The organism is Nocardioides sp. Z30_9 (assembly GCF_058215735.1).
This window is the reverse complement of sequence record NZ_JBZAJF010000001.1, coordinates 1,439,082-1,462,373: the sequence shown is the minus strand read 5'-3', so window position 1 is coordinate 1,462,373 and position 23,292 is coordinate 1,439,082. Positions and strand designations below refer to the sequence as shown.

Here is a 23,292-nt window from a genome sequence, read left to right as displayed (position 1 = left end):
CTGCCGGACCTGTCAGCGGGCCCGGACGACGCGTGAGGCCGGCGACCACGGCGAGGAGCCGGCCCTGTTCTGGGCCATCACCTTGAACACGTAGCGGCCGCGCGGAAGGCGCATCACCAGCGATCTCGCGCTCGCCCGCTGGTAGCCGGAGGCGAACGTGCGCACCACCCGGTTGCGGGCGTTGAGGCGGAACGCCACGACGCGGTAGCGGGTGATCGCGGCACCGCCGGTGCGGACGGGGGCACCCCAGCGGACCAGCGCGGTCTTGGGTCCGCGGCGGGCGCCGGCGGCCGCGACGCCGATGCGCGGTGCGGTGGGCTTCTTGACCTGCGGAGCCGGGGCCTTGGGGGCCGGGGCCTTGGGAGCCGGGGCCTTGGGAGCCGGGGGCTTCGGCGCAGTGGGCTTGGGTGCCGGAGCCGCGGTCGGCTTGGGCGCCGGCACCGCCGGGGCGCTGGGCGACGGGGTCGCTCCCGGGGCAGGGGACGGCCCCGGACTGGGAGTGGGAGTCGGTGACGGGGAGAGCGGGTCGGTGGGGGTGGTCGGACATCCGGTCGCGGTGAGGCGGTACTGCCCGAGGCTGCCGTAGTCCGACCAGCCGCCCGAGAGCGGATCGCCGTTGCCGACACCGTCCACGCGCAGGTAGTAGGTCCCGAGACCCAGCTCCCGCACGAGGGAGGCGTTCATCCCGGTTGAGACCGGGACGGTGGTGCCGGTGTAGCCGGAGACGGGGGAGTTGCTGACCAGCACCCGGCCGTCGGCGTCGAGGAGGTCCAGCTTGAGGTCGAGCGCGGTCTGGGCGCCGATGCCGGTGACGGAGGCCCGCAGCTCGCTCACGCACGAGCGGGTGATCGCGAAGACATCGGTGTCGGTGCGGGTGCCGATCACCCCGGAGACGTCGTACGGCGTGCTGGCGGTGAGCGGCGTGGCGGTCTGGACGGTCCCGCCGTGGTCATCGGTGCGCAGCGGGAGTCCGTTGGACTGCATCACGGCGAAGTCGTTCTGGGTGTTGTTGGCCCTGGCGTACTCCCCGATGCTGAACTGGCTCACTGCCCGGTTCATCGAGGAACCCATCATCGGGCCCCACGCGCGGGTGCCGGCGTAGTAGTCGGTGGACGTGGTGCCGTCGTGCTGGAGTCCCAGGTTGTGCCCGGTCTCGTGGGTGGCCGCCTGCGCCACCGTCATCGGGTCGAAGCCCTTGTTGTAGGCGAAGACCCAGGCCGGCTGGTAGTCGGGGGTGGCCCTGATCAGGTTGAACGTGCCGAGGTAGGCCACTCCGAGGCAGCCGCCGCACACCGCCGCCCGGGGAGCCTCGGAGCTGGTCACCACGACGTGGGTGCCGTAGGTGGTGTCGCTCGCCGAGCTCCTGGTGATCGCGGCGACGCCGGGATCCTGCGTGGTGACGTCCACGTCGAACGGGGCATAGCTCTCCGCGACCTGGCGCCAGACCTCCTGGATGAACCCGTGCTCGGAGGCACTGAACGTGCTCGGTGAACCGTCGGTGTCGAAGCCGGTGTGGACGCCGTCGGGGATCGAGCCGCCCCTGGAGGTGTTCCAGCCGGTGCCCGTGACGGTGGCCCCGTCGAAGTCGAGGAAGATCTTGCGGGGGGCGTCCGGCCGGCTGTGCAGGGTGAAGGTCTCGCTCACGGCGTACGCCGCGGCCACGGTCGGGGCGGCGGCACCCGAGGTGGTGGTGACCTCGGCGGGGGCCTCCTCCTCGAAGTAGACCCGTCCCTCCGGGGTCAGCCAGACGGTGTCGTCCTCGACCAGCAGCTCCTCGAAGCCTGCCGGGGAGAGTCCGTTGCTGGCGGCCACGGCGGGGAGCCGGTCACCGAGCGCGCGTACGGCGGGGCGGCCCTGCATCCGCTCGGGCAGGACGCGGGGCTCAGGGTCGGCGGCAGGCTGGGTCCGGTTGTCCGCGAGCGACGCGCCGGGCTTGGAAGCGCTGCCCACGGCCTGTTCCTGGACAGCCGGGGTGGGACGCGCCCTGCCGGGATCGCCCGCGGGCGCCGAGGGGTCTTCGCCGGCTCCCGGGGCGAGCGGGACGGCTTGCGGGCCGGCGGAGGGCTCGCCTGAACGCCCGTCCTGTGCGAGGAGTGCGGGTACGGCGACCAGCAGCAGCGCGAGCACTGCGATGACGCACGCGCGCCAGGACCGTACGGACATTCGTGCAGTATGTCCGAAATAATGCTATTCCACCCAGTTGTCTCACATCCGGCGCAGGACGGTGGTCACCTTCCCCAGGATGGTGGCGTAGGTGCCGTCGATCGGGTCGTAGGCATCGTTGTGCGGGAGCAGCCAGACCTTGCCGTCGCGGCGCTGGAAGGTCTTCACCGTGGCCTCGCCGTCGAGAATGGCGGCCACGATCTCACCGTTCTCGGCGTCGGGCTGCTGGCGGATCACCACGTAGTCGCCGTGACAGATGGCGGCGTCGATCATCGAGTCGCCGGAGACCTCGAGCAGGAACAGGGTGCCGTCGCCGACGAGGCTCTTGGGTAGCGGGAAGATCTCCTCGACCTTCTCCTCGGCGAGGATCGGTCCACCGGCGGCGATCCGGCCGACCAGCGGCACCATCGTGGGCGTGGGTACGGCGTCGCCCAGGCCCGTCTGGTCGTAGCCCGCCTCGTCCGCCGAGGCGATCGCACGCCGCGCGGCCATCAGCTCGGGGATGAACACCTCGAGGGCGCGCGGGCGGTTGGGGTCGCGTTTGATGAAGCCCTTGCCCTCCAGGACGCGCAGCTGGTGGGCCACGCTGGAGGAGCTGGTGAGCCCGACGAGCTCGCCGATCTCGCGGATGCTCGGCGGGTAGCCGCGCTTCTCGATCGACTCGCGGAGCACGTTGAGGATGCGCTGCTGCCGGGGGGTCAGGCCGGTGCTGTCCGGAGCCGCGTCCGGAAGCTCGGTGACCTTGGCGCCGGCTCCCGCCTCGAGCGTGGCCGCGGTGGTCTTCGGCGTGGTCTTCTGGGCGGTCTTCTTCGCCCGGGGGAGCCGGGTGGGCTTCTGGGGGTCCTGATCGCGAGTCGCCATGGGGAGAACCTAGTCCAGCAACATGCGTCACTTCAAACACATGTTCGAAGGGCGTGTCGCGCCACTTGTCGGGCGAACCAGCCGAACATTTGTTCGACTGGGTGCTTGCTTCGTTCGAACACGTGCCCTAACGTCGTACACGTGTTCGATCGAACATACGCTCGATCAGCCCGGCAGGTCCACGGAAAACGAACTTGTCAGTGGCTGCCGATAGAAATCGATCAACACACAGCAGGGGTCGCCAACCGACCGCTCGGCCACCTGGGCCGGGCACTTCCCCGAAAGGTTGACCGATGAGCACTCTCAGCATTCACCGCCCGCAGGACGCCACCTCCGCCAACGAGGTCGACGCGCGTTTCGACGCCCTGGTCCGCGCCGCGGTCCCGACGCAGCGCGACCGCCGCGTCGAGGTCGACTTCGACCGGGTCTTCGATCTCGACTACGGGCAGCGCGCCCTCGAGGCAGTTCCGGCCCGTTCGGCCCCGGCGGCACGCCGCGTCCGCTCCTCGCGCCGGGTCGCCCCGGTTGCGCAGCCTGGTCCGGCCACCCCCCGACGGGTGCGGCTGACCCGCCGCGGCCGCGTCGTCGCGGTGCTCACCTTCCTCGGCCTCGCGCTCGCCCTGATGACCGCCTTCGGCGGCTGGGCCGCCGCGGGCCTCTCCGGAGGCACCCCCGAGCCGGTCCGGGTGATCGAGGTCGCCCCCGGCGACACTCTCTACGACATCGCAGCGGACCTCGCCCAGCCCGGCGAGATCCGCACGATGGTGCACCGGATCAAGGAGCTCAACTCGCTCCCCGGTGGTCAGATCGCCGAGGGCCAGAAGCTCGCGGTCCCGCGCGGCTGACCTTGGCACCAGACGTGCCGACGACCTCTTCGACCCGGGTCGCCGGCACGGGGGACCCGCGGGGTGGGCCGACACGCTCGACCCACCCCGCCCCCATCCCCACCAAGGTGGTCGAGCAGCGAGCGAAGCGAGCGGCCAGTCGAGACCACTCACGCGACAGGCAAGCCTCAGCCGCCACAAGGTGGTCGAGCAGCGAACGAAGTGAGCGGTCAGTCGAGACCACTCACGTGACAGGCAAGCCTCAGCCGCCCACAAGCTGGTCGAGCAGCGAACGAAGTGAGCGGCTAGTCGAGACCACTCAGGGCGAGGCACGCGCTCAATGCGACCCACAAGGTGGTCGAGCAGCGAACGAAGTGAGCGGTCAGTCGAGACCACTCCAGGCGAGCAGCACGCTCAGGCCCGCGCAGCACCCTCACTGAGCAGGAACTGCCCCGCCGTGTACGTCGCCATCACAGCCGTCTCCAACGCCTCCGGCGGATCAGTGAGTACAAACTCCCTCAGCCCGAGCAGGGTGTCGGAGAGCAGGAACAGCCCCGCACCGGCAGCGGTCATCCGGCGAGCCGTCGGCGAGATGCCGCCATCGAGCATCGTCGCCGCGGCCGCCATTGCGGACAGCAGGGTCGAGTACCCGAGCACCGGGCCACCCAGCTCGCGCTGCCGGCGTCCCGCGAGCACCGCGATCGCAGGTCCGGTGACCGCCCACGTCCCGACGACAGCGCGGGCCCCTGGACCCGCCGTGAGCGTCCTGGCTCCACCGTGACGCAGGAAACCGGTCAGGTAGGCCACGTGTCCCACACCGAAGGACCCGGCGCCGGCCAGGAAGGCTCGCGTACCGGGTCGGAGGAGGGCGACGTCGCCGCCCCAGCCGGCCGCCTGGGCGACGAGGGTCGTCGTGCGCAGGGGGGATGTGCGGGCGCGGGGATCGGTGGCGAGCGATCCCGCGAGCACGGGCATCAGTAGTGGCTTGGTCACCAGACGGACGCGGTGCGCCCACCTGTCCGGGCGGCCCGAGAGCCAGGTGTCGGCAGCTGCCAGGCCGGCGTAGGCGAGCTTGAGTCTGGTGGAGGTTCTCGGCGTTCGCACCGGGGGAACCTAGTGCACGGACAGGCCTCTCAGGAACCTGATCAGTGCCCACGCCCGCTCAGCGCCGGACTCGCCTCCGCGACCCGCAGGGCAGTGGCCGGGCCGGAGGTGGTCACGGTGCCGTTGACCGGCCGCAGTGAGCCGCCGTTGAGGGAGTACTCCGCGCTCCAGGTCACCACCACCCGGTGCGCGACCGTGCGGTGCGCGTCGGCATAGCGGTGCACGATCTCCTTGGCCGGGTACGGCGCTCCCGGGGTCGTGGTCACCGCCGTCGTCCCGTCGCCGTGCACCCACTCGAACCGGCTGGGCGCGATCTCGAGACGGACGGACTGTCCGAGCAAGGTGACCTGGCGGGTCAGCGGCTCGGCCCGCGTGAAGAAGATCGTGTCGAAGTTGATCAGCGTCTTGTCCGCCGGCTGGCTCTGCGAGCGAAGCGACGGCAGCGGGACCCGCCGGAACGCCGCCAGGATCATCGCCTCGGTCACCTGCGGGGGAGCAGCGGCCTCCACAGCAGGTGGCCCGTCGCCGGAGCACACCAGTGCCAATGGCCTCGCAGGAGGTGGCGTCAACTGCCAGAGCCGATAGATCTGCTCGCCAGGAGGGCATGTGTTCGCCGGGCAAAGATTCTCGTCATTGTCACCGGATCTTGAGCACGGGCTACGCCACTCAAAGGTCGAGCGATTCGCAGACGGCCCTCCTCGTGCCGGCGATTCGCCACGCGGCTGCGCGTCGCCAGGGGTGACACAGTCAAACGACGCGTTGAGCGCGTCTTGTGAAGCCACCACGGATGCCCCGCAAGCGCGAGCGTGTACTTGCGTCGGGGAGATGACGTGGAAAGTCGCCAAGAGAAGTGCTGCGCAGAGTCGCTGCACGTTAGCCCGCCAAGGTCATCTGCGTGACGAGCCAACCCTCTGGACTGCGAGCGAGCAGCATCGTCAACAACTGTTTGCCGCCGGGGAAGCGCTGAACGTTCGCGCCAGCCTTCGGAATTAGAACCTGCGGTGACTGGACGATGGCTAGGTCCACGTACTTACGGGTCAGCGGTTGGTCCGGCACCACTTCGACTGCGGTCACGCGCCATCCAGAGCTTTTAATCGACCCGCCACCGCTATAGATCGCCTTGATGCGCGCGGAAAGTCGTCGGCAGCTGTTGCACTTATCGCTAGCCATACTGTCGAGACCTGCGCGGTCACCCGTCGCTGTGGCGAAGTTGATGACATTCACATAGTGACGCGCGAACGCTTCAACGGCCTGATCGTCCTTCGCCTTCGCCGCCTCCGGCAAAACCGGCGCGCTCGGGCTCGCCGAGGGCGACGTACTCTTCGTCGGCTTCGGCGCCGGGGCTGGCTCGGGGTTGCCGCCTCCGCACCCACTCACGAGGAGCGCGAGCACCGTCGCCGTGGCAGCGAGTCGGGGCGCCAGGGTGCGCATTGGCCACTCACCGCCCAGGATTGCTCGCGCCTGCAGTCCTCGGCAGTCAACTACTGCCGGGACGCGGTGGCTAGACCGAATCCGTGCCTGTGGACAAGGCGCGATCGGTCAGCTGTAGCGGTGGTTCTTCTCCGAATGACCGGCGTCGCGGGTGCAGGAGCGGCCGTTCATCGACTTGTGCCCGCAGCGCTCGGCCTCGGGTTCGGCTGCCGCGTCGACTGCAGCCGACTTGCTCTTCGCCTTGCTCGGCGTCGCCTTGGTGGGGGAGACCTTCGCGCGGGGGGCGACGGGCGCCCCTCCTGCGGCAGCGGCAGCTGCCTCACGGCGGGTGGGTCCGCTGGCGCTGTCGCGGGCGTACCTGGCCTCACGCATGGCCCTGAGGGCGTCGACTTTGCTCACCGGCTGAGCCTACGACGCGACGGTGACAGACCCGTGGCGGCAGGGCCGATGCGTGACAGGGAGCACGGCCACGGTGCCACGCGCGCTAGCGACCGGCTCGTCGACGCCCACCCTTGGGGCGCGCGGGGACGGGGCGCCCCTGCGCCGCGGCGAGGAGTCGGGTGCCGAGCAGCAGGGCTGCGAACAGGCACGTCGCGGCACCGATCGTGGTGATGCCCAGGAGGACCCAGGCGACCGATTGGCCGGCACGGGCCTCGCCGCCGAAGTCGATCGCGGCGTACACCAGCACGCCCCACGCGACGAGCGTGGCCGTGACCGCCAGGGCGAGCCCGAGCACACGCAGGCCCGGTGGACGAGGTGCCTCGTCCCCCGATGTCAGCGTCCCTTCCTGTGTGCCCATAGGCCTCATCTTCACCCAGAACGACGATCCACAGGGAGTGCTGATCCACAGCACGGCCGTACGCCGCAAAACGGACGGACGAACGGGTGGGTACAGACCACCCGAAATGACTATTTCGATCCGGCCCTCCGTGCTCTGACCTGCGACAACGCGAACAGCCCGGCATCGGCCCGGATTCGTTTCCCCGATGGTGTTGCACCCCTCGGGCCGCAGGCGTACGGTTACCACTACATCTAGTAGTTACACCGTTGTAGTTATCCACATCTAGTCGCACAGGACAGATGGGGTTTCCCACAGAAACCCGGGTTATCCACCGCGGAATCCACAGGAGAACACACAGGTTGGACCTGTGTGGAGCCCTGACAAGTGGCACGAGAACCCCCTGAGAGGAGCCCCGGATGCACTGTCCCTTCTGTCGCAACTCAGACACCCGGGTGCTCGACTCACGGGTCGCCGACGACGGCTCCTCCATCCGTCGTCGGCGCTCGTGCCCCACGTGCGAGAAGCGGTTCACCACGGTCGAGCAGATGCAGCTCTCGGTGATCAAGCGCAGCGGCACCTCCGAGCCGTTCACCCGCGAGAAGGCCGTCGCCGGCGTACGCAAGGCGTGCAAGGGCCGGCCCGTCTCCGAGGACGACCTGGCCCGTCTCGGCCAGACCGTCGAGGACACCCTGCGCAGCGTCGGCTTCGCGGAGGTGCCGGCCAACGAGATCGGCCTGGCCATCCTCGGTCCGCTGCGTGAGCTCGACGAGGTGGCCTACCTGCGCTTCGCCAGCGTCTACCGCGCGTTCGAGTCCGCCGAGGACTTCGAGACCGAGATCGCGATGCTCCGGCTCGACCGGCCGAACGCCGTACAACCTCAGCCCACGGGCTGACCACAGACCGCCCGGCGTGGTCGTGGGGAAGCGACCGCGCTGGGCAACCAGCAGCAAGCAACACGCAGCAAGACGAAGACAAGCACCACTCGAGAAGTACGACGACGCGAAACGAATCAGGGAGCAGGGGAACATGACGGAAACGGTGACCGGGACCGGAGCACGCGGGCGCAACAAGAAGGGGCTGAAGATCGAGCGGGTCTTCTCCACCGAGGGTGTGCACCCCTACGACGAGCTGACCTGGGAGCGCCGCGACGTCCACCAGCAGAACTGGAAGACCGGCGCGGTCGTCTTCGAGCAGCGCGGCGTGGAGTTCCCCAGCACCTGGAGCGTGAACGCCTCCACGATCGTCACCACCAAGTACTTCCGCGGCGCCGTCGGCACCGAGGCCCGTGAGACCAGCCTCAAGCAGCTCATCGACCGGGTCGTGAAGACCTACACCCGCAGCGGCGAGGAGAACGGCTACTTCGCCACCCCCGCCGACGCCGAGCTCTTCGAGCACGAGCTCACCTGGCTGCTGGTCAACCAGTACTTCTCGTTCAACTCTCCCGTGTGGTTCAACGTCGGCACCCCGTCGCCGCAGCAGGTCTCCGCGTGCTTCATCCTCTCCGTCGACGACTCGATGGACTCGATCCTGAACTGGTACAAGGAAGAGGGCTTCATCTTCAAGGGCGGCTCCGGTGCCGGCCTGAACCTCTCCCGGATCCGTTCCTCCAAGGAGCTCCTCTCCAGCGGCGGTACGGCGAGCGGCCCGGTCTCCTTCATGCGCGGCGCCGACGCCTCCGCGGGCACCATCAAGTCGGGCGGCGCCACGCGTCGTGCGGCCAAGATGGTCGTCCTCGACGTCGACCACCCCGACATTGTGGAGTTCGTCGAGACCAAGGCGAAGGAAGAGAACAAGATTCGCGCCCTGCGCGACGCCGGGTTCGACATGGACCTCGGCGGCGCCGACATCGTCAGCGTGCAGTACCAGAACGCCAACAACTCGGTCCGCGTCAGCGACGAGTTCATGCGTGCGGTCGAGGACGGCACCGAGTTCGGGCTGCGCTCGCGCGGCACCGGCGAGGTCATCGAGACCATCGACGCCCGCGAGCTGTTCACCAAGATCAGCGAGGCCGCCTGGGCCTGCGCCGACCCGGGTCTGCAGTACGACGACACGATCAACGACTGGCACACCAACCCCGAGACCGGCCGGATCACCGCGTCCAACCCGTGCTCGGAGTACATGTCGCTGGACAACTCCTCGTGCAACCTGGCGTCGCTGAACCTGCTGAAGTTCCTCAAGGACGACGACACGTTCGACGCCGAGCTGTTCGCCAAGGCCGTCGACTTCATCATCACCGCGATGGACATCTCGATCTGCTTCGCGGACTTCCCGACCGAGCCGATCGCGGAGACCACCCGCAACTACCGCCAGCTCGGCATCGGCTACGCCAACCTCGGCGCGCTGCTGATGGCGATGGGCCTGGGTTATGACTCCGACGGTGGCCGAGCGATGGCCGCGACGATCACCTCGCTGCTCACCGGCCAGTCCTACCGCCGCTCCGCCGAGCTCGCCGCGGTCGTCGGCCCGTACGCCGGCTACGCCCGCAACGCCGAGGCGCACAAGCGGGTGATGCGCAAGCACCAGGCCGCCAACGACGTGGTGCGCACCCTCGGTGTGCACGACGCCGGCGTACACAAGCTGGCGACGAAGGCCTGGGCCGACGTGCAGAAGCTCGGCGAGAAGAACGGCTTCCGCAACGCGCAGGCCTCCGTGCTCGCGCCCACCGGCACCATCGGCTTCATGATGGACTGCGACACCACCGGCATCGAGCCGGACTTCTCGCTGGTCAAGTTCAAGAAGCTCGTCGGCGGCGGCTCCATGCAGATCGTGAACCAGACGATCCCGCGGGCGCTGAAGAAGATGGGCTACGCCCAGGAGACCATCGAGGCGATCGTCGAGTTCATCGGCGAGAACGGCCACGTCATCGACGCGCCCGGCCTCAAGCCCGAGCACTACGAGGTCTTCGACTGCGCGATGGGCGCCCGCGCCCTGAAGCCGATGGGTCACGTGCGGATGATGGCTGCCTGCCAGCCGTTCCTCTCCGGTGCGATCTCCAAGACGGTGAACCTGCCGGAGACCGCGACGGTCGAGGAGATCGAGGACATCTACCTGCAGTCCTGGAAGCTCGGCCTCAAGGCGACGGCCGTCTACCGCGACAACTGCAAGGTCGGCCAGCCGCTCTCCGACGGCAAGTCCGACTCCGCGAAGAAGGACCAGGGCATCTCGACCTCAGCCGAGACGCCTGAGGTCGTCGAGAAGGTCGTGGAGATCCACAAGCCGTTCCGCAAGCGCCTCCCCAAGAGCCGCAAGTCGCTGACGACGAGCTTCACCGTGGGTGGCGCGGAGGGCTACATGACCTCCGGTGCGCACGCCGACGGCGAGCTCGGCGAGGTATTCCTCAAGCTCGGCAAGCAGGGCTCCACCCTGGCCGGCGTGATGGACGCCTTCTCGATCGCGGTCTCCATCGGCCTGCAGTACGGCGTCCCGCTCGAGACCTACGTCTCGAAGTTCACCAACCTGCGCTTCGAGCCCTCGGGCATGACCGACGACCCCGACATCCGGATGAGCCAGTCCCTGATGGACTACGTCTTCCGCCGCCTGGCGCTGGACTACCTGTCCTTCGAGGACCGCTCGATGCTCGGCATCTACTCCGCCGAGGAGCGCCAGCGCCACCTCGAGACCGGCTCGTATGAGCCCGTCGAGGAGACCGGGGGAGCCGAGGAGCTCATCCAGATCGACATCGCCGAGGCCAAGGGCGCCTCACAGGTGGTCGAGCAGGGAGCGAAGCGAGCGGACAGCCGAGACCACTCGGGCGACGTCGACAACCGCGCCGAGGTCATCGAGACCAAGGACACCCACGGCGCCGAGGCCCGCGAGGTCCCCGCCAAGGTCGGCACGGGGGAGGCCCACACCTCCGCTGAGCTCTTCGAGAAGATCACCGGCGTCGCTGTTGACTCGCCCCTGTGCATGACGTGCGGGACGAAGATGCGGCCTGCTGGCAGCTGCTTCGTGTGTGAGGGCTGCGGGAGCACCAGCGGCTGCAGTTGACCCCGAGTTGCACGCGTTTGTCAGCGGTCAGTTGCACGTTCTGTCAGCGAATTGCATGACTGCCAATCCCTATGACTATGAGTCCTAGAGATTGATAGTGATGATGATCTGTTCACACTTCCGGCCTGGTCTTCCCTTCACGGGGGGAGGCTGGGCCGGACTTGTTCAAGGGGCGCTGCGCACAACTGCCGCCGGTCGGATGCCACCGCTGCCCGTTCCCCACCGGAGCCAGCTCATCGACCTCCTTGTCGGCGGCCGCCATGCCCCGCAATGCCACGGGTTGCAAGCGCGCCGACCTCGAGCCGAACAAGTGGCGCCGCGTTCGCCGCGCCGGCCCAGCCCCTCGACGCAGCCGTCACGACTTAGGCCATTCGGATCGCACAGGTGCCGGGCGGCGTAGATACTCGGAGGTGTGACCTTGCCTTCGGAGCCGATCCGGGACCAGCACCGGCGCACCAGCCGCCACCGCGCGAAGCCCCAGGACATGCGCACCGGGCTCTCAGTCCGCGATCTGGAGTGGCGCATGCTGTGCGCCGGCTGCATGCAGCAGTCGGTGCCGTACACCGACATCGACGGCCTCATCGGACCGGAGAGGGTTGACTCCCTTTCCCTCGGCACCGCCGCGCTCATGGGCACCTTCCCCCACCTGATTGCGCAGGCGACGACGTACGGCATCGGCTACGTCTACGGCGCCTGCGTCCGGTGTGTCGCAGTCCTCGGCAACGATCAGACCGAGTGGGGGCAGCTGGCTCACTCCCGGGTGAAAGGTGTTCACGCCCAGGCTCCGACGGAGTGGGCGCCGACGAACGCGACCATCCTGGGCATGTCCGCCGAACCGCCCGAGGACGCAGCCCTGTCGAGCACCGAGCTGCGGAGCACAGACGTGGTTCTGCTCCCCGGTGTCGACGGGCCCGTGCAGTTGAGCGCCTCCCCCGAGGACGCCGGCCCGGGCCGGGTGAAGCTGCGCGGCACCCGTGTCCGCACCGGCCAAGAGGTTGAAGCCGTCGTCTTGGTCGGCCTCGACATCCGTGTCCTGCAGATCTCCCATCGGCTGCACCGAGGGTTCGACCAATTTGACCCCCAGCGGAACGCCGTCCACATCCAGGCGCACCTCGAACGAGAGCAGGCGGGTTTGCCTCCCTACCCGCCCCGCACCTGACCGGTTGCCCCCGCGGCCCCGCAGTCACGCCGAAGCCGTGGAACGTCTCGGCATGCCGGCGGCACGTCCGCCGAGCTAGAAAGCGCTGGTCTGCGCCTGCCAGAGAACGTCGCCCGCAGATCGCACCGCCGGGGGAGCGGTTGGCCCTCCGACAGCGCGGCGCGACCCGCAGACGCCGGTGGCCCGCAGCTTGGCAGCGGGCGGTTCCTCGCCGTCGAGGATCGGGCGGGCTGGGACCCATTCGACGGTGTCGGCGCAGGTGTGTTCCAGGTAAGCCTCGAGATGTGCCCGATCCCCGGCCGCGGCAGCTCACCTTGCCGGCGGGCTGGTCACCGCGTCTCTCGCCCGTCTGTTGAGCGCGTCCGTAACGATCGCTGCAAGTTCAGACTCGTCAAGTGGTAGGACGAATTGGGCCGTCGGCCTTGATGCCGGTTGAAGTTGTGAAGGCATTCTTCAGTTGAGCGAATGACTGCAGGGATCGGATTGGTTGGCGACGCGCCTGCGCCGGACCTGTACTCGATGCGCCCTACCATTTGCGTGCCGTGTAGGGCGGCTCGGGTTTCGATCTCGATACGTCGAAAACCCGTTGCCGGTGAGTCGCCGGTCGCCTCGGCGATTTCTTGGATGCCCGACCCATTGGCAACCTCCGCGACGAGGAGTCCTTGGTCGCCGCCTAAGTAAAGATATCCACACGTTCGTGATCTCTAGTTGGAGGACGCTCCGTTCTAGGGGGCTACTTAGGTCGCCCATCGTGGCGTACATCCTCTGACGCGGACCTAGTTCCTCCTCAACGGTGTCTGGCGCGCGAAGGGACTTCGAGTCGCGTCGCGACGAGTCGCCGCCGAAGCGCTCACCGTTCAGTAGTTCACGGGGGAGCGGGGGCGAATCGCCGCAGGTAGTTCGCGACGTGACCGACTGCGGTGAGCATTAGGACGCGACGACGCCTGATGTTGTCGCCGTTGACCAGGGCACCGCACACGTCGAGCACATGCTCGGGCAGCGTCACGGTGTTCAGGTCACGCAGTACGGGAGCGATGATCGCGATGGCTGCATGGGTGACCAGGCCGACATCCTGTGGGCGGTAGCCGGACAGTTCGCGAGGGAGGGTGAGGTCTGGCACGAGGACTCCGATGAAGTTTCGCCCGCGCTGGGTCTTGGCTGCTGCTTTAGGCGGGCTGGGTCTCCCCGCCGGGCGGCGGGGGGATGAGGTGGCGTCGTCTGCACTCACCCCTGTCCGGGGAAGGTAAGGAAGAGGGCCGCGGATGGTCCACGCGGTGGGTTAGTTTGAACGGCACTACGATCGTGTATCGACGGCCGGACCGTGCGCTACTTCAGCGAGATCGCCTTGCAGTATGCGGAATGGTCGGAGACTTGTCTCGTTACATCAACGTTCCTGATGTTCTTGAATTTGGTTGTCATCCCGGCACTACCTGCGGCCTTCGCGCCTCCCTGAACGAGCGAGTAGAAGAACTTGAGGACTTTGTCGTCGCGGGAGTGGTAGTTGTAAGCAAACTGCTGCGTCGCTCCGCTCAGTCGACTCCAATCGCCGTTGCCTCCCACTGCCGCGCCTAGAAGGTGGATTTCCCGGACCTTCGGCGCTTTCTTCGTGCCCAAGGCCTCCGCGGCACAGATCATGGCTCGGGCTCCGAGGCTGTGCCCAGCGAGGATCACCTCATCCATCGCAGTACGCGCAAGGAGGTCCGAGACGACGGCACCGGTCTTGTTAGCGCGCTCCCGGGCCCTCCACCACGGATTCTTCACGAGGTCAACGAGGATCAGTGCCCCGCCGATAGGGCCGGCCTTCTTTGCCGCCTGCTTGCCGGCTTTCAGGGCCATCCTTTTCATGCCCATGGCCGCGGCGGCCTTGCCGAAGTTTCCGGTGATCACAGCGGTGAGATCTCTCAACTCCTCGGCACCCCAGTGAACCCGGTAGACGGACGAATCGGGGTATCGCTCTGCGATGACGCGCTCCCAATCACCCCACCCCTGCTTGCCCTCCGTGAGAAACCCGGAGCAGATGACGACGGCAACGCCGGGACCGTCCTTCAGTTTCTCGATCCTGAACGACTTGTCCTCGGACACGTAGGCGTTGGTAAGTCCAGCACCGACAACCCCACCGAGACTTGCTCCCACCGCGGCGACGACTGCGGTTCCGCCCGCCATTCCGAACCCGCCAGCTGCGACAGAGCCCCCACCTAAGAGAGCCAGCCCGTAACTGGTCGCGGCAGCCCCGGTATAGCCACCAATTGTGGTTCCGACGAAGCCTCCCAGGAGGGGCGCGGCCATCAGGCCGACGCCCGTCATCGCGCCGGCCGCGACAAGGGCCGTTCCAGCAACCTTCGTCGTCTTCGCCAGGTTCCGCTTCTCGAACCTCAGTACTTCTTCATAGTCGGCGAGGTCGCCGATCCTCGCTGATCCCCGCTCAAAGCTAGGCAGGTCGTGCCGGTGCTCAGCACAGTAACGCGGGAGCCTGATTGCCCCAAACCCTCGCGTGGCCATGTTCCTGCACATCGGAGCGACGCACGGAAAGGTGGCTGCACCACAAGCTTCACAGAGATAGGCCGGCACGGAGAGGCCAGCGTCGGCCTTCCGATGCTCTGAGTGCTCGAAGCAAGCAGAGCACCATCCCACCCGAATCTCTAGACCACCCTTGTCGACGAGGTCGGCCACGTTTCTGACTAGATCTGCATGCGTCCGCGCCCTCTTCTTGAACTCCTCCCGCAGTTCCGGATCACGCGTGATCCGCCCCTCCTTCTCGGAGCACGCGTAGGCCCATAGATTGACCGCTACAACGAGATTGCGCTGGAGGTTCTTTGCGCCCGCGAACTCCGGGATGCCTTGGTCCAAGTCTCCCCACGCCGCCAGTTGCCAGCCCTTCTCGGTTTGCAAGGTCACGCGCATACCCCGGCGGCCCACCGGAATGAAGCCAATAGTGGTCTTCGACACGATCCACAGGATGCCGTAGCGCTGGCCTCCTGTCTGGCGCTTTCTGTGCGCCCGGTTCAAGCGCGGTCATTAACCGCCCGCCAGTCCGTCCACAAACGCAGCCCGTGGGGAGCAGAATGGCCAGATGGACGAGTGCCTCCACTGGCTCGACTGGACGACTTGCCCACGTGACGAATCAGTCATTGGTAGTTGGGTGATTTGATGCCCGGCCCGCGAGTGGACTTGGTTTAGTACCGAGGTGACCAGAGGATCCACGGCGGGCGACCTATTCCCGCGCCTTGAGTTGTACCGAGATCTGCCGGTCGACTCGCCACGCTTGTTTGAGTTGCTGAAGTCGACGCCGGAGCGGAAGTTGTGGGCCCGATTAGCTGAGATGGACGGCGTCTCTCGACTCGGGGACGTCACTGCGCTGTCGCTGGCGCAGGTCCGGGTGGGCGCGCGGAGCAACACCGTGGAGGTCACGCGGATCCTCCGGGTGTTAAGCAAGTCGATTGAAGGTCTGGGAAGCCCTAGTGAGGCTCGGACCAAATCGCAAAGCGAGGCTTCGCCTGACCACTCGGCGATTCTCACTGAGCTGTTCCCGAGTCTCACGGGCATGGGCGCAAGCGATATGCGGCTCCCGATCTTCGATGAGTCGGTTAGCGCACCCGAGGATCGGCACACGCTTGCGTTGATCCGTGCACACGCTGGTGATCAACCGATCTCACGGTTGCTCAGTCGCTCGGTGGGGGACGTCGCTCGATGGCCCGGCAGTAACGTCGCCAAGGTGCTCGACTATCTCCGGCGCGTGGACGCAAGGGTTCGCCGCGACGAGTGCCGGTCGCCGGATCGGACCGGTCACGGAGACAACGCTGGCGTGCGGATGGGGCGTCAACGCGTCTTCGAAATCCCCGGTCCGCAGTCGCGTAAGAAGGACGCCCCGCCCTCGGACCCGATGAGCGGCCTGCTCGGCGACGTCTTCCCGTACCTCTGGTTCCTCGCCGACGTCGACTTGCGCTCACCGTGGCTCGACGAGTTCACGACGAACGTCGGGCGCAGGGAAGCCTTGCGGCTGATCCGTAAGGGCCCCCGAGTCCCGACCATCGGCGACCTCTTGCGGATCAACACCGACACGATCGTGAGTTGGCGGGGTGTGGGCCCGGTGCGCCGAGGGCAGATTCTAGACTTCCTCGCTCACCTGGGTGCCGAGGCGTACGAGAGCCGTCAGAACGCGATTCACCTGGTGGCCGCCTGGACGGCGTCAACCCGAGGCCGGGCGACCTGGGGAAGCCTGATTGCCGCCGCCGGCGACCCAAAGCCACCGCAAGTCGAGCATGCGTTCGCGATGCTTGCCGAGACGCCGATTTTCGAGATGCCGGTGCGAAGTTCTGCTGCGGTCATCGTGGACTACCTGACCAGGTTGCCGGAGCTGGAGCACGCCGTGGCGATGGACTACTGGCTTGGCGATGCGCCCCGCGCCATAGAAAGCATCGCGGATCAGTTCACGATCAGTGTGGGTGCGGTTCGGCGCCACGCCCAGGAACTTGAGGCCCGGATCCGCCGGCACGTTGCCGAGAGCGAGGAATGGTTGCCGGTGCACTGGGCGTGCGAGGCCCACCGCGGTGGTACCGGCCCTAGTGACTCTTCAGGTGCCCCGATCGGAATCGGGCGGTCTGACGCCGACGTCGCACGAAAGTTCATCGCCTGGCTCTGCCGTCCGAGTTGCGAGCAATCTGTACACGAGGATGTCGGGCAACGTCCTTCTGTGAAGTCGAACCCCGCGATGCCGCGACTCCCCGTCCCGACCTCCACGGTCGATCTGGAAGCGGCGAAGCGCATCGTGCGAGCGTTTATTGGGTCACGACCCCCAATAACCCGGAGCCTGATCGACCAACGCCTGATCTATCCAGCGCAAACGACGTGGACGGAAATCGCTGCAGAGCACGGATTGGCGGTCTCCGAGGTCAGACGACTGGAGCGCGCACTGATCGAGGAGTTGAAGTTTGCGTTCGAATCGGCGCCCGAGTGGCAGTCGGTCCGCGCGCACTGTCGAGAGGTGGAGGCAGGCCGCGCAAGCCGCCTAGACCCACTCGCCGGCGGTGAAGGCCTCGCAGAGGAGGCCATGACGCTCGGGTTGCTCGACTGGCTGCGTGACCGGGCAGCCAACGGCGAGTTTCACCCGGGGTCGGACGACCTCTTCTAGTCGCGTACGCGATGTCCGCAGTAGAAGTTTGCGTCCGGCGTTCCTGGATTCGTGCGCATATGACGGACCTCCTGGCTAGGGTCAACGCAAAGAGTTCACGAAACGGACGAGTCATGAAAAACTGCACCGCCATCTTCGCGTTAACCGCGTGCCTTGAAGACTGCGCAGATGTTCGCGAGGCACTGCCGCAGGATCCTTTCTCGGGCGTGGTGAGCGCGGCTTGATTCGCCCAGAACATCAACCCGCATTGCACTTCGTCGGTCGCTGGCTGCGCTCTCGGTCGCACCCCGATCTCGGCTTCGGCTACTGCGCGGCGAAGCGCGGCGACCAGTACGTCCTTTCCTTCGTCGACATCCCGAAGGTCGCCGAGCACGAGGTCCTGGTTGACCCTGGCGACCTAGTCGATCAGCTGATCCCGAATGGGACCAGGGTCTGGGTGAAGGGGTCGCCCTACGGTTGGCACGCTGGGGAGATCAAACTCCCTGCCACCATCGGGAGGTACCACGTCGCCCTCGTGGGGGTACCGCGGCAGATGCTGCTGTACCAGGACCAGTTCTACCTGCGGTGGTCGAAGCCGCTCGAGGAACCGGCTGCGGCGTTACAGCACGGCCTGTGTGAAGCGCCTACGTTCCACGACGCCCGCTCAGACCTGCTTGCCGTGCTGGTTCGGCAGCGGCAGGTGTCCCGCGGCCTGTCTGGCATCATCTCCGCCCCGATCCGGCTCTACCACCACCAGGTCGAAACGGTGGCCCGTGTGCTGGCGGACCCAGTGCTTCGCTACCTGCTCGCGGACGAGGTCGGGCTCGGCAAGACGATAGAGGCGGGCCTGGTTATCCGCCAGGTCATGATCGATGACCCCGATGCCGAGGTTCTAGTCCTGGTTCCAAGCAGCCTGGTCGGCCAGTGGCGCAGTGAGTTCGAGGACCGGCTGGCTCTTGGGACGGCGCTCGCGGACCGCCGCCTGGTCGTGATGGCGCATGAGGACGTCGGCCCGAACTGGAACCTCGATCACGTCGCCATGGTGGTTGTTGATGAGGCCCACAATCTCCTCAGCCGCGTCGTCGAGGGCTCCGCGGCCCACCAGGCCCTATTGCAAGTTCCCGCGATGCTGGCACTCTCGGCCACGCCGATGCGCGGTGATCTCGATCTGTTCCGGCGCTTGTTGGCGCTGGTCGACCCAGTGGCGTTCGCTGGCACCACCGAGGAGTCGTTCCGTCAGCGCTTGCACGAGCGCGAGCGAAGCGCCCGTGATCTCCAGGTGCTGAGCTCGAAGCGCGCCAGCGTCCGGCAGAAAACGGCGGTCGTCGACTCGGTGCAGTCGATGTACGCGGGCGACCAGAACATCACCGACCTAGCCGCCGCATGCGCCGCGTCGGAGAACCCGCTCGGGCCGGAGTGGTTCGACCTCGCCGAGTACGTTCGGGAGACCTACCGCCTTAGCCGGCGAATGATCCGGCACCGGCGTGACGGGGAGCTCACCGACGGCTACGCCGTCGCTGGGCGACGCCCGACCTACATCCAGATCGACGACCCAGGCCGCGCCGATGTCGACACGTTCCTGGAGCTGTTCCGGTTCGAACTCGAGCCCGGGCGCGACGACCTGATCTACTCCCAAGCGGTGCTGCACGCTCTCGCCGGCCCGCTCGCCTTGCACCGGTGGCTTAGAGGACGGCTCAGTCTGTCCCCGACGGACCCCAAGGCCCCACCCGCCGGTGCGCGCAGCATCTGCGAGTCAACCGCGGGACGCCTGGAGTTCGCGGGCCTGGATGCCCGCGTCGAGGCCGCGCTTAGCCTGGTCCAGGACCGGGTTAGCGGTGGTGCGAAGGTCGTCGTGTGCTCGAACTTTCGGGTACTCGCGAGGACCTTCCACGAGCGCGCTCGGGAGGAGATCGGCGAGTTCGTCGTGTTTGAACACTTCGCGGACATGACGCCGCTCCTCCGTGACGACGCAGTTGCCGATTTTCTGCACAGCGGTTCCGGTGCGGTGTTGGTGGCCGATCACTCCATGGAAGAGGGCCGCAACCTTCAGGAGGCCGAGGTCCTGGTGAACCTTGACCTGCCCCTGGACCCCAGTCGCCTCGACCAGCGGATCGGCAGGCTCGACCGGTATGCCGTGCGTCCCGAACCCGCCGAGGTCGTCGTTTTCTCCGAGCCGGCCAGCGAGTGGGTGACCGCCCAGATCCGACTGCTCGCCCAAGGCACTGGCGTCCTAGACGTCTCGGTCTCCACGGTGCAACGCCTGCTCTCCCAGGTTCTTCAGGATGTGCTCCACGGACTGATCGCCCAGGGCATCGGCGCCCTAGCGGTCGACGTCGAGGAGTTGCGAGAGCGCCTCGACACCGAGCGCGAGGACATCGACCTGCTCGAGGAGATGGAGTCGGTCAGCGCAGCCACGGTGTTCGGAGACGCGGCCTTCGCCGAGTTGACCGAATACGAGGACGGCGACGACGAGGCACTGCGTCGCGCGGTGAGGCGCCTCACGAGCGGAATTGGCTCGCTGGGGATGAAACCAGTGGAGTCGCGCGACGGAGTGGTGCGCTTCAGTGGCGCCAAGCAGATCGGTCTGCCCGAGGACGAGGTGTCGGTGCTGCACCGCCTGCTGTTGTCGCCGAAGACCTACTCCCGCAGGGTCGCCGCCGACCGCTTCGGGGTCGCGCCCTTCCGCATCGGCGATCCGTTGGTGGATTGGCTGGACGACTACCTTGAGGTGGACGAACGCGGCCGCGCTTACGCCGTGGTCCGACCCGTGGCCGGGCTGAGTACGCCGACCCTGTGGCTGCACAGCGAGTTCATCGTCGAGTTCGACGAGAGCCACTTGAAATGGGACGGCGCGGCCCGGCGGCGTCTGGCGCGGCGCGGCGACGCACTGTTCCCGCCCGCCAAGATTGCTACCTGGACAGACCCCTACGGCCAGGCACCGGAGGACCTCGTCGCCAAGCACCTCGGCGCCACCTCGGAGGCCAAGCGTGATGAGGTGGTCCTGCGCGGCTCGACGTGGAAGCCGGTCCTCGAAGCTCTGCCGGCCTGGGCCGAGTTGATCAGGCAGAGCGCAGACCAGGCACGTCAGGTGATCAGCAAGTCGAGCACACTCACCACGGCCGTTGAGAGCGCCCTGACCGCGGCCCGCGCTGAGACGGCTAAACGCGACTCGATTCTCCGCGCCCGCTCGCTGCGGTTGCCGACTCCGCGAGAGCGGGAAGCCGCGAAAATCGAGTTCGAGTTCGAGAAGGCTGCGGGCGACGCACTGGTCGCAGGCATCTTCGAGCCCGCGGTGCGGATGGTGTCGTGTGGCGTCTGTGTGCTGTGGCCAGAAGAAGATTTCTGATGGAGGACGACGCACGCGCGCTCGAGGCGCTGGCTGTCGGCGGGCCATACCCGGTCCATCTCGAGGACGACCTGAGCCGTCGCCTGATGGGCGCCTTGAACCATGCCGCCACCTCCGCGCTGGACCTCGGCGTCCTGGTCCGGCAGTTCATCCGCCGAAGCTCGCTGCACGGCAACGGGGCGTTTCAGATCGCCGTCACCGATGACGTATCCGCCCGTCTCCGCCAGGTCGCCAACCGCGTCGACATCATTGAGACCGTCGCTAACCGCTGGACGGCTGCCGACTGGTCGCCGGCGTGGTTGGACCCTGATGGCAGGCCGTGTGACGCGGCCGCCCTGGCCGGCACTGACTTGGGCCGCCGGTTCCAGGAGGACCCGCTTCTGGCAGATCCGTTTTTCACCGAGATCACCCCCTTCAAGACGTATCGAACCGCCGGTCAGCGAGCAGCCTGTCGGGCTGCCATCTCGGTTCCTGAAGGCGCCACCATCGTCTGCATGCTGCCGACCGGATCCGGCAAGACCGAAATCGCCCTGTCGCTGTCGGCACGGAAGAAGTCCGGCGTCACCGTGATCATTGTCCCGACCCTGGCTCTGGCGGCGGACTTCGAGCGACGATTCCGGGACCTGTACGCGGCCATGAACCCGAAGATCGATCCCACCAAACTGGCTTTCGCCTGGACCTCCACCACCACGGAGGCAGCGAAGGACGGGATGCGAAACCGGATCCAGCAGGGCGAGCAACCGATCGTGGTCACCTCTCCGGAGTCGATGACCCGCAGCCTGCGCCAGACGATGATGGATGCGGCAGCCATGGGCCGGTTCCGCGGGTTTGTGATCGACGAAGCGCACCTTGTGACCCAATGGGGCCGGTCGTTCCGTCCAGAGTTCCGGACCCTCGGGGACTTCCGCAATGATCTGCTGCGCCGCGCCCAGGAGAACGACCGCGACCGGGCCGTGACCCTGTTGCTCTCCGCTACCCTCGGGTCGGCCGAGATGAAGGACCTGCTCACGCTCTTTGGCGACCCCGGTCCCTGCACCCCGATCGTCGCCAACGCAGTGCGCAGCGAGCCGGATATTTGGATCGCGCGCTCTGACGCCGAGGGGCAGCGCGCCGAGCGGGTGCTGGAGACGCTCGCGCACATCCCGCGCCCGGCGATCCTCTATCTGACGTCACCCAAGAACGCGATCGAGTGGTCCGACCGGCTGCGGACCGAGGGCTACCGGCGGATCGCCACCGTTATCGGGGACACCAGTGGCGCCGAACGTTCCCGTGTGCTCGCGCAGATCCGTGCTGGGAGCGCGGACGGCGAGGCAGTCGACCTGGTAGTCGCCACCTCCGCCTTCGGGCTGGGCATCGACTACGCCGGCGTCCGTTCCGTGGTGCACGCCTGCCTCCCAGAGACTGTGGACCGTTGGTACCAGGAGACCGGCCGGGGTGGCCGTGACGGTGCGGCTTGCGCTGGGTACCTGCTTACTGCGCCTGCAGACAAGAATGAGGCCGAGAGCCTGGCCGTGACGGTCCTGACCGGCGGCACCGCGCGCAAGCGTTGGAAGCACCTCTGGGAGAACCGCTCTATCGGCGAGAACGGGCGCTCCTACATCGACCTGGAGAGCTCCACCGGCGTTGGGAAGGGCGACTACAACCGGCTCTGGAACGCACAACTTGTCCAGGGTCTCGTCGAGTTGGGGCAACTAGAACGCCGTCTCGTGGACATCGAAGAGCTCCATGCTCTGCTGGACGACAACATCCAGACCACGACCGACTGGGTCTCGGTGACCCAGATCGGCGCCGAAGTGAACGCTGTGCGTTTCTGGGTTGAGCACTGGGAACCTTGGCGACTCCAGGAGATGGCCCGTTCCCGGGCTGCTCTGATCCCGATGCTCGAGGTGTCGCGCAGTCGGTTGCGGGCGTGCCAGGGGATCATCCAGGCCTACGCGCCCGATGAGAAGTTGCGCAACGACTGGTCCGACCGGTTGCAGTGGATGGAGCCGTTGGGCCCCTGCGGGCGCTGCCCGGGGTGCCGGGCAACGGCGGTGCCGACGAACACCGACCCGCCGCCGCGTCCACGTCAGTCGTGGGAAGTTGCCGAGGGCGCCTCGGAGGGCTTGCGGTCGTTCGTGGCCGGAGTCCGCGGCCAGCACGGTATGGCTGTGCTGGTCGAACGTCCCGGCGAGGATCTCGGCGACCCGGTGTCTGCAGCACTGATCGCTCGGGGAGTGCTGCACGTGGGGGGCGAGTTTGGGGCGCTGCCCAGACCGCCGCTCGGCGCCGCCCTGTTCCGCGACGACCGCCCCATGGCGCCGAAGGATCTGACTCCGGTGTCGTCCTTCTCCCGGTTCGGTCCGGCGGACCCGGTCTCGCCGCGTTGGGCTTCTCGACGGATGGCGCCCCGTTACGACCGAGGCGGCCATGAGGTCGTTGACATCCTGCTGGTGCCCCAAGGGGCCCGGATCGGCGGGAAGGAGGTCGGGCGGGACATTCCCGCCCTGCCCGCCGTAACCGCTCTCGAACTGCTGAGAAAGGCTTGAC

The 23,292-nt window shown here is 67.3% G+C and carries 16 protein-coding genes; 7 read left to right on the top strand and 9 right to left on the bottom strand.

The window, feature by feature from the left end; genetic code table 11:
• Window positions 1–12: 12 nt before the first annotated feature.
• Both AC4BGB_RS07100 and lexA read right to left on the bottom strand, forming a co-directional pair.
• Window positions 13–2,163 (bottom strand): hypothetical protein, encoded by a 2,151-nt coding sequence (locus tag AC4BGB_RS07100; RefSeq protein WP_490546028.1) that lies wholly within the window; start codon window positions 2,161–2,163, stop codon window positions 13–15.
• A gap of 42 nt (window positions 2,164–2,205) precedes the next feature.
• On the bottom strand, window positions 2,206–3,024 hold the full coding sequence (lexA, locus tag AC4BGB_RS07095; RefSeq protein ID WP_490546026.1) for a transcriptional repressor LexA: 819 nt from the start codon (window positions 3,022–3,024) through the stop codon (window positions 2,206–2,208).
• A gap of 293 nt (window positions 3,025–3,317) precedes the next feature.
• On the opposite strand from lexA, the gene AC4BGB_RS07090 reads away from it, so the two are divergent.
• The gene (locus AC4BGB_RS07090; RefSeq protein WP_490546024.1) at window positions 3,318–3,869 is read left to right on the top strand and encodes a LysM peptidoglycan-binding domain-containing protein; all 552 of its coding nucleotides are present in this window, start codon (window positions 3,318–3,320) and stop codon (window positions 3,867–3,869) included.
• A gap of 393 nt (window positions 3,870–4,262) precedes the next feature.
• On the opposite strand, the gene AC4BGB_RS07085 is transcribed toward AC4BGB_RS07090, so the two are convergent.
• The 5 genes from AC4BGB_RS07085 to AC4BGB_RS07065 form a co-directional block, all read right to left on the bottom strand.
• On the bottom strand, window positions 4,263–4,952 hold the full coding sequence (locus AC4BGB_RS07085; RefSeq protein ID WP_490546022.1) for a lysoplasmalogenase: 690 nt from the start codon (window positions 4,950–4,952) through the stop codon (window positions 4,263–4,265).
• 41 nt (window positions 4,953–4,993) lie between these two features.
• On the bottom strand, window positions 4,994–5,521 hold the full coding sequence (locus AC4BGB_RS07080) for a hypothetical protein (RefSeq protein WP_490546020.1): 528 nt from the start codon (window positions 5,519–5,521) through the stop codon (window positions 4,994–4,996).
• Window positions 5,522–5,825: 304 nt separating this feature from the next.
• The gene (locus AC4BGB_RS07075) at window positions 5,826–6,383 is read right to left on the bottom strand and encodes a DUF6318 family protein (protein WP_490546018.1); all 558 of its coding nucleotides are present in this window, start codon (window positions 6,381–6,383) and stop codon (window positions 5,826–5,828) included.
• A gap of 108 nt (window positions 6,384–6,491) precedes the next feature.
• Window positions 6,492–6,782, bottom strand: coding sequence for a hypothetical protein (locus AC4BGB_RS07070; RefSeq protein WP_490546017.1), 291 nt, complete (start codon window positions 6,780–6,782; stop codon window positions 6,492–6,494).
• Window positions 6,783–6,867: 85 nt separating this feature from the next.
• Complete coding sequence (locus AC4BGB_RS07065) at window positions 6,868–7,182, bottom strand: hypothetical protein (protein ID WP_490546015.1); 315 nt, start codon at window positions 7,180–7,182, stop codon at window positions 6,868–6,870.
• A 398-nt stretch (window positions 7,183–7,580) separates the two neighbouring features.
• Here AC4BGB_RS07065 and nrdR point away from each other — a divergent pair, with 398 nt between their 5' ends.
• The 3 genes from nrdR (at window position 7,581) to AC4BGB_RS07050 (ending at window position 12,310) form a co-directional block, all read left to right on the top strand.
• Window positions 7,581–8,057: a transcriptional regulator NrdR gene (gene nrdR / locus AC4BGB_RS07060; RefSeq protein ID WP_490546013.1), complete on the top strand. Its 477-nt coding sequence runs from the start codon at window positions 7,581–7,583 to the stop codon at window positions 8,055–8,057.
• 133 nt (window positions 8,058–8,190) lie between these two features.
• Window positions 8,191–11,151 carry a vitamin B12-dependent ribonucleotide reductase gene (locus AC4BGB_RS07055; protein ID WP_490546012.1) on the top strand — a complete coding sequence of 987 codons (2,961 nt, stop codon included), beginning with the start codon at window positions 8,191–8,193 and terminating at the stop codon, window positions 11,149–11,151.
• Window positions 11,152–11,563: 412 nt separating this feature from the next.
• Window positions 11,564–12,310: a hypothetical protein gene (locus AC4BGB_RS07050; RefSeq protein WP_490546010.1), complete on the top strand. Its 747-nt coding sequence runs from the start codon at window positions 11,564–11,566 to the stop codon at window positions 12,308–12,310.
• A gap of 865 nt (window positions 12,311–13,175) precedes the next feature.
• On the opposite strand, the gene AC4BGB_RS07045 is transcribed toward AC4BGB_RS07050, so the two are convergent.
• Together AC4BGB_RS07045 and AC4BGB_RS07040 are read right to left on the bottom strand one after the other, a co-directional pair.
• Window positions 13,176–13,430, bottom strand: a complete 255-nt coding sequence (locus AC4BGB_RS07045) for a hypothetical protein (protein WP_490546008.1) — start codon at window positions 13,428–13,430, stop codon at window positions 13,176–13,178.
• Between the two features lie 206 nt (window positions 13,431–13,636).
• Window positions 13,637–15,256 (bottom strand): DUF726 domain-containing protein, encoded by a 1,620-nt coding sequence (locus AC4BGB_RS07040; RefSeq protein WP_490546007.1) that lies wholly within the window; start codon window positions 15,254–15,256, stop codon window positions 13,637–13,639.
• Between the two features lie 373 nt (window positions 15,257–15,629).
• Between AC4BGB_RS07040 and AC4BGB_RS07035 the strand changes: the two genes are divergently transcribed.
• From AC4BGB_RS07035 to dpdF, 3 genes are all read left to right on the top strand, one after another.
• The gene (locus tag AC4BGB_RS07035; RefSeq protein WP_490546005.1) at window positions 15,630–17,438 is read left to right on the top strand and encodes a hypothetical protein; all 1,809 of its coding nucleotides are present in this window, start codon (window positions 15,630–15,632) and stop codon (window positions 17,436–17,438) included.
• 247 nt (window positions 17,439–17,685) lie between these two features.
• Window positions 17,686–20,763, top strand: coding sequence for a protein DpdE (gene dpdE / locus AC4BGB_RS07030; RefSeq protein WP_490546003.1), 3,078 nt, complete (start codon window positions 17,686–17,688; stop codon window positions 20,761–20,763).
• Window positions 20,763–23,291, top strand: coding sequence for a protein DpdF (gene dpdF / locus AC4BGB_RS07025; protein ID WP_490546001.1), 2,529 nt, complete (start codon window positions 20,763–20,765; stop codon window positions 23,289–23,291). Before dpdE ends, dpdF begins: the two co-directional genes overlap by 1 nt.
• Window position 23,292 lies beyond the last annotated feature (1 nt).

What these genes read in the sequence shown, in the direction of transcription:
- lexA (WP_490546026.1), bottom strand. Translation starts at nt 3,024, where the DNA reads ATGGCGACTCGCGATCAGGACCCCCAGAAGCCCACCCGGCTCCCCCGG.
- AC4BGB_RS07035 (WP_490546005.1), top strand. Translation starts at nt 15,630, where the DNA reads ATGGACGGCGTCTCTCGACTCGGGGACGTCACTGCGCTGTCGCTGGCG.
- dpdF (WP_490546001.1), top strand. Translation starts at nt 20,763, where the DNA reads ATGGAGGACGACGCACGCGCGCTCGAGGCGCTGGCTGTCGGCGGGCCA.
- nrdR (WP_490546013.1), top strand. Translation starts at nt 7,581, where the DNA reads ATGCACTGTCCCTTCTGTCGCAACTCAGACACCCGGGTGCTCGACTCA.
- AC4BGB_RS07075 (WP_490546018.1), bottom strand. Translation starts at nt 6,383, where the DNA reads ATGCGCACCCTGGCGCCCCGACTCGCTGCCACGGCGACGGTGCTCGCG.
- AC4BGB_RS07055 (WP_490546012.1), top strand. Translation starts at nt 8,191, where the DNA reads ATGACGGAAACGGTGACCGGGACCGGAGCACGCGGGCGCAACAAGAAG.
- AC4BGB_RS07100 (WP_490546028.1), bottom strand. Translation starts at nt 2,163, where the DNA reads ATGTCCGTACGGTCCTGGCGCGCGTGCGTCATCGCAGTGCTCGCGCTG.
- AC4BGB_RS07090 (WP_490546024.1), top strand. Translation starts at nt 3,318, where the DNA reads ATGAGCACTCTCAGCATTCACCGCCCGCAGGACGCCACCTCCGCCAAC.
- AC4BGB_RS07065 (WP_490546015.1), bottom strand. Translation starts at nt 7,182, where the DNA reads ATGGGCACACAGGAAGGGACGCTGACATCGGGGGACGAGGCACCTCGT.